Origin of the sequence: Brevundimonas sp. AAP58, from assembly GCF_001295975.1 — a bacterium.
GTDB lineage: Bacteria > Pseudomonadota > Alphaproteobacteria > Caulobacterales > Caulobacteraceae > Brevundimonas.
In genome coordinates, this window is sequence record NZ_LJHU01000080.1 from 1 (window position 1) to 5,444 (window position 5,444).

Consider the following 5,444-nt stretch of genomic DNA (forward strand, 5'->3'; position numbering starts at 1 on the left):
CCGGTTCGGACGCCGGCATTCGCGGCCGGCCCCCTCCACCGCTTCGCGGTCCCCCTCCCCCTATAGGGGAGGATTGTAGGCGGCGAGACGGGCGGCCAATCCAAGGATCGCCTGGCTGTCTCGGCCGATGATCTGGGCGGACAAGGGCAGGCCGTCGCTCGATAGGCCCATCGGAAAGGCCACGGCGGGCAACCCCGCCATGTTGGCGAGGCAGGTGATGTCGGCCTGGTCCGCAGGGATGGGATCGCCGAAGCGGAAGGCCGGGCCGCCGGTGGTGGGGCACAGGAGGCCGACGCGGCCGCCGATCAGGGCCTCAACCGTTGCCTTCGCAGCCGCGATCTCGGAGCGGGCCTCGGCCAGCTTTTCCGGGGGCTGGGATGCGCCCCAGCGGAGCATGGCGGCAAAGGTCTCGGAGAAGCCGTCGGGGCGGGCGTCCAGCATGGCGGCGTGTTCGGCCATGCCCTCGACCTCGGAGATCAACAGGCCCCGGCGGCGCAGGCGGCCGAGGTCGATGTCGAGCGGGACGGATCCCTCCAGCAGGCCCTGGGCTTCGGCCGTGGCGACGACCGCGAGGAAGGCGGCACGGACGTCGTCGGACAGGGTCGCACGGCCTGTGACGTCCAGCACCGCCAGCGGGCCGCTCGGCGACGCCGGGTCTGGCGTGGCGATCTGGGTGAGGACGACGGCGCAGTCCTCGGCCGAGCGGGCGTGGACGCCGACGTGATCCAGGCTGGGCGACAGGGGCGTGACCCCCTCCTCCGGGATCGCGCCATAGCGGGGCTTGATGCCGAAGACGCCGCAGTAGGCCGAGGGGATGCGCACCGAGCCCATGGTGTCTGTGCCGAGCGCCGCCGCGCACAGCCCCGCCGCCACCGCCGCGCCCGAGCCACCGGACGAGCCGCCGGCCGTGTAGCCCTCTCGCCAGGGGTTCTGCGTCCGCCCGAACCACGGATTGTCGGTGACGGCGCCGAGCGCCCCCTCCTCCATGTTCAGCGTGCCGAGGACGATCGCGCCCGCCGCCCTCAGCCGCGACACGCAGGCGGCGTCACGATCGGCGATGCGGTCGCGATAGGCGCCGATGCCTGCCGTCCAGGGCAGGCCGGCGACGGCGATGTTGGCCTTGATTCCCACGACGCAGCCGTCCAGCGGCGACAGCGCCATGCCGGAGGCCCAGCGGTGGGCCGAGGCCCTGGCCGCGTCGCGCGCGCCTTCGACGTCCAGATCGATGAAGGCGTGGACAGTCGGGTTCAGCCGCTCTATCCGGGCCAGATAGGTCGCCAGCACCGCGTCCGGCCGGGCCGAGCCCTCGGCATAGGCGGCGGCGAGGCCTGTAACCCCGGCCGCGACCTCGGGCTCGAACGGGCCGATCATCAGAACCGCTCGTCGATCAGGCGGATGGGCTTCTGGCGCACCTCGACCTGGGTCAGGGCGGCCGTCTCGCCCCGGCCGACCAGTTCGACCTCGACCTCGATGCCGATCTTGCGCTTCAGGATTTCGCCGAAGCGGCCCGCCAGCGCGGGGTCGCCGGGCGCGGAAGCCTCGGCCACGACGACGAACGCATCACGCCCGGCCGCGTCGCGGCGGGTCTTGCAGACGAACTCCTTCAGGAACTCCGGCGCCTCGTCCAGCATGGGGCCGATGGCCTGGGGGAAGATGTTGATGCCGCGCACCTTCACCATGTTGTCGGACCGCCCGAGGAAGCCCTCGATCCGCTGGAAGCTGGCCCCGATCGACGAGGGCCGGGCGATGACCTCGGTCACGTCGTGGGTGTTGAAGCGGATGATCGGATAGAGGTCGTCCTTGTAGAGGCAGGTCACGACCATGTCGCCCGGCTGACCGTCCACGACCGGCTTGCCGGTGTCGATGTCGCAGACCTCCAGATACTGGGCGTCCTCCATGACATAGAGGCCGTCGCGGTCGGGGCCCTCGCCGGCGATACAGCCGGTGTCGCCCACGCCATACCAGTCGAAGCATTCGGCCCCGCCCCAGGCGTCGGACAGGGCCTGCTTGTCCTCGCGGCCCATGTGGCCCGAGATCATGCGGACGGGAATGTCGACGCCGGGCGTCAGGCCGGCGTCCCGCGCCACCTCGGCCAGGCGCTTGATGTAGTCGGCGAAGCCCACGATGGCGGTGGCCCCAAAGGTCTTCATCAACTCGACCTGCTGGGCCGAGCGGGTCTCCACGCCTGTGCCCGCCGACATGAAGACGGCGCTGGTCCAGTGGGTCACGGCCTCGCGCACATAGTGGCCGCCGTTGATCATGCCGTGACCATAGACGGAGTGGACCACGTCGCCGGACCGCAGCCCCTGCCAGCGATAGAGGCGGGCCAGCAGCAGATTCTGGACCTCGCGGCTCTTGGGTCCGAACAGCAGGACCTGGGGCTTTCCGGTGGTGCCCGAGGTGGTGTGGAAGATGACCGGGGGGCGCTTGTCCTCTGGGTAGGAGTCGAAGCCCGCGAAGTCGCCGAAGGGGGGCGCGATCTCCAGCGACTTCATGATGTCGGACTTGTCGAAGCTGGGCAGGTTCGGCAGGTCGTCGAGGCCCCGGATGTCGCCCTCCGCGATGCCGGCCGAGCCCCAGAGGCGGCGGTAGAAGGCGGTCTTCCAGGCGCGGGCGACGCAGCGGGCGAACAGCGCCTCCTGCCGGGCGCGGAGCTCGTCGCGGCTTATCGAGGTCACGAGCCGGGTGAAGGCGTCGCCGATGGGGTGGTCCCGCGCGATGGCGGCGAAGTCGATCTCGTCCCAGTAGGTGCGGTGGGTGTCGGTCACGTGTGGGCTCCGAGGAGGGAGAGGGTCGAAGAGGCGTCGGCGAGAGTCTCGAACCGGTCGATGGCCTCGGCGACGGCGGCGGCGTTCGCGCCGAGACCCGCGAAGTCGAGGCAGGCGGCCTGCTTGAGGAGGTGCTGTTCGCGGGTCAGGGGCTGGGCGGGAGAGCCGAGCTGGGCGATGACGGTGTGGGTCAGGATGCGGCCGTCGGTGGTGGTGACGGTCAGGGTGGCGGGCGTGAAGGCGGCGGGATCGGGGTTGTCGTCGGCCTTGACGCGGATGCGCTCGGCGAGAGTCAGCAACGTCGGGTCGGACAGACGGTCGGGCGTGAAGTCGGCGAGGCCGACGGTCCCCCGCGTCAGGACCACAGCGCCCAGCCACGGCAGGCACAGACGCGCCCAGGCCGGAGCCATGTCGGTTGTGGGACGGCGGCCGACGAGGCGGTGGATCAGGGGCGGGGCGCGATAGACGGCCTCGGACACATCTGCGGCGGTCAGGCCGTGCTCGGCCATCAGGGTCTGGAGGGCGACGATGCCGCCGTGGGCGGCGCGGCCGGTGGGGAAGGGCTTCCAGCTGACCTCGGCGATGCGAAAGCCGGGGGCCGGGTCGGTCAGGGGCGCGGGGTCGTGGGCCGTCTCGAACAGGCTCAGGTAGCCGAAGGGGCCCTCGATCGAGGCCTCCGGGCCGGGCAGATCGGCCTCGGCAAGGTCGGCGGCCATGACGGCGGCGCGGGCGGCGTTGGCGATCTGGATCGGCAGGGCGGGCTTGCCCTCGGCGTGGGCCTGCATGGTGCCCGAGGCGAAGGCGAGGGCGTAGCCGAAGGCGGAAACGGCTTGTTCGCTAGGCAGGCGGCGCAGCGAGATCAGGGCGGCGACGCAGCCGAAGATGCCCGCCGTGGCCGGGCGGAAGAACTTCAGGGGCGTGGTGGCGGCCAGACCGAGGGAGGCCGCAACCTCGACCCCGGCCACGAGGGCGGTCAGCAGGGCCTCGCCGGAGATCGGGCGGCCCTCGGCGGCGGCGCGGTCGGCCTCGGACAGGATCACGGCGCCTACGGTCGCCATCGGATGGACCACGGCGGGTTCGTGGACGCAGTCGAACTCCTGGGCGTGGATCTGGAAGGCGTTGACGAAGGCGGCCGAGGGTTGGGGCAGACGCACGCCCGCCCGGCCGAGGACGGAGCAGGTGGTCCCCTCGCCCCAGCGACGGGCGGCGGCGAGCACATTGTCGGCCAGCGGCGCGCGGGCTCCGGCGGCACCGACGCACAAGGTGTCGTGGAGGAAGGTCTTGGCGGCCGTCTTCGCAGGGGGGTCGATGTCGGCCCAGGTCAGGGCCAGGGCGCGTTCGGCCAGGGTGCGCGACAGGGTCATGCGCCGCTCCCCGGCAGGGCGGCAGACAGGTCGGCGACGGTAGTCGTCAGGCCCAGCCCCTCGACGGCGGCGATCAACGCTCCGGCGGCGTCGGGGCTCATGCCGCCCCAGGCCATGAGGGCTCGGGCCTTGTCACGCACGGCCTCGGGCGACAGGGGGTTCTCGGGATCGCCGAGCGCATCGAGCGCCTCTATGCGGTGATCGACGCCGCCCGCCGTCGCGATCAGGCGGGCGCCGAAGCGGGCGGGATAGGCGGCGGTCAGGTCGTCGGCGACGGCGACCGAGACGCGGGCGCGAAGGGCGGCGATCTCCGGATCGGTCAAGGCGGCGGGCTCGAACCGCTCGAGGCCCGCGTCGCCGTGGATCAGGGCGACAGCGACGCCGTGCTGGAGCGAGAACTTAGCCTCGGGGACGGTCGTCGGCGCCGGCTTGTCGCAGAAGAGGACGCTGTCGCGGTAGGTCTCGATCCGGATGGCGTCGGGCAGTCCGTCGATCCGCGCGCGCAGGGCGAGGGCCGCGTCGATGGCCGGGTGGGCGTGGCGGCAGGCGGCGTGGGGCTTGAAGCTGACTTCGTGGATGAGCCAGCCGTGGGCGGGGGCCAGCACGGCCTCGGGATCGGCGTCGGGGGCCATGGCGGGGAACAGGCCCTGTTCGCCCTCCAGGACCTTCAGCGGCCCGCGAAAGCCGTCGCGGGCGAGCAGCGCGGACGCGACCCCGTTCGCTGCCGCCCGCCCGTCGTGCAGCGCCTTGACCGAGCCGGGCTCGTGCCGCGCGCGCCAGAGCCCTGCGCCCTGCTGGCCCGCGAGACCCAGCGCCCAGGCCGTCCGCTCGCCATCCAGCGCCATCAGGCTCGCCCCCGCCGCCGCCGCGCCGAAGCCGCCGAGCGTGCCGGTCGGATGAAAGAAGCGATAGTGCGACGGCCCCGCCGCCCGGCCGATGCGGATCATGGCCTCATAGCCGCGCACGATCGCGTCCAGCAGGGCCTCGCCGTCGGCAGCGCCGAGGTGCTCGGCCAGGGCCAGGGCGGCGGGCATGACCACGGGGCCCGGATGCAGCAGGGCGCGGCGGTCGACGTCGTCCATCTCAAGGATCGCGCCGGCCGGACCGTTGGCGAGCGCCGCTGCCTGGGGGCCGACCCGACCGCCGCCGACGATGCGGCACGGGCCCGACCCTTCCATCGCCGCCAGCGCCGCGACGCGCGCCACGTCGGCCTCCCGCGACCCCGCGACGGCACAGCCGACCCAGTCCAGCAGATGCAGGCGGGTCCGCGCCCGGTCCTCGGCCGAGACCGGCCGGGCCAGCAGCTCCGCCA

4 protein-coding genes are annotated in these 5,444 nt (G+C 72.8%); all 4 read right to left on the bottom strand.

The features are described 5' to 3' along the window. Positions 1 to 60: 60 nt before the first annotated feature. The gene (locus tag IP78_RS11125; RefSeq protein ID WP_082384985.1) at positions 61 to 1,371 is read right to left on the bottom strand and encodes an amidase; all 1,311 of its coding nucleotides are present in this window, start codon (positions 1,369 to 1,371) and stop codon (positions 61 to 63) included. Beyond that, positions 1,371 to 2,768 (bottom strand): phenylacetate--CoA ligase family protein, encoded by a 1,398-nt coding sequence (locus IP78_RS11130; protein ID WP_054111754.1) that lies wholly within the window; start codon positions 2,766 to 2,768, stop codon positions 1,371 to 1,373. The genes IP78_RS11125 and IP78_RS11130 overlap by 1 nt, the downstream gene beginning before the upstream one ends. Beyond that, positions 2,765 to 4,132 carry an MmgE/PrpD family protein gene (locus tag IP78_RS11135; RefSeq protein WP_054111755.1) on the bottom strand — a complete coding sequence of 456 codons (1,368 nt, stop codon included), beginning with the start codon at positions 4,130 to 4,132 and terminating at the stop codon, positions 2,765 to 2,767. Before IP78_RS11135 ends, IP78_RS11130 begins: the two co-directional genes overlap by 4 nt. Continuing rightward, positions 4,129 to 5,444, bottom strand: a 1,316-nt coding sequence (locus IP78_RS11140; protein ID WP_054111756.1) for an MmgE/PrpD family protein, incomplete at its 5' end; no start/stop codon positions are given. The genes IP78_RS11135 and IP78_RS11140, both read right to left, overlap by 4 nt.

Bases quoted from the DNA above. Each gene is read 5' to 3' on its own strand.
- IP78_RS11125 (WP_082384985.1), bottom strand. From the start codon at position 1,371: ATGATCGGCCCGTTCGAGCCCGAGGTCGCGGCCGGGGTTACAGGCCTC.
- IP78_RS11135 (WP_054111755.1), bottom strand. From the start codon at position 4,132: ATGACCCTGTCGCGCACCCTGGCCGAACGCGCCCTGGCCCTGACCTGG.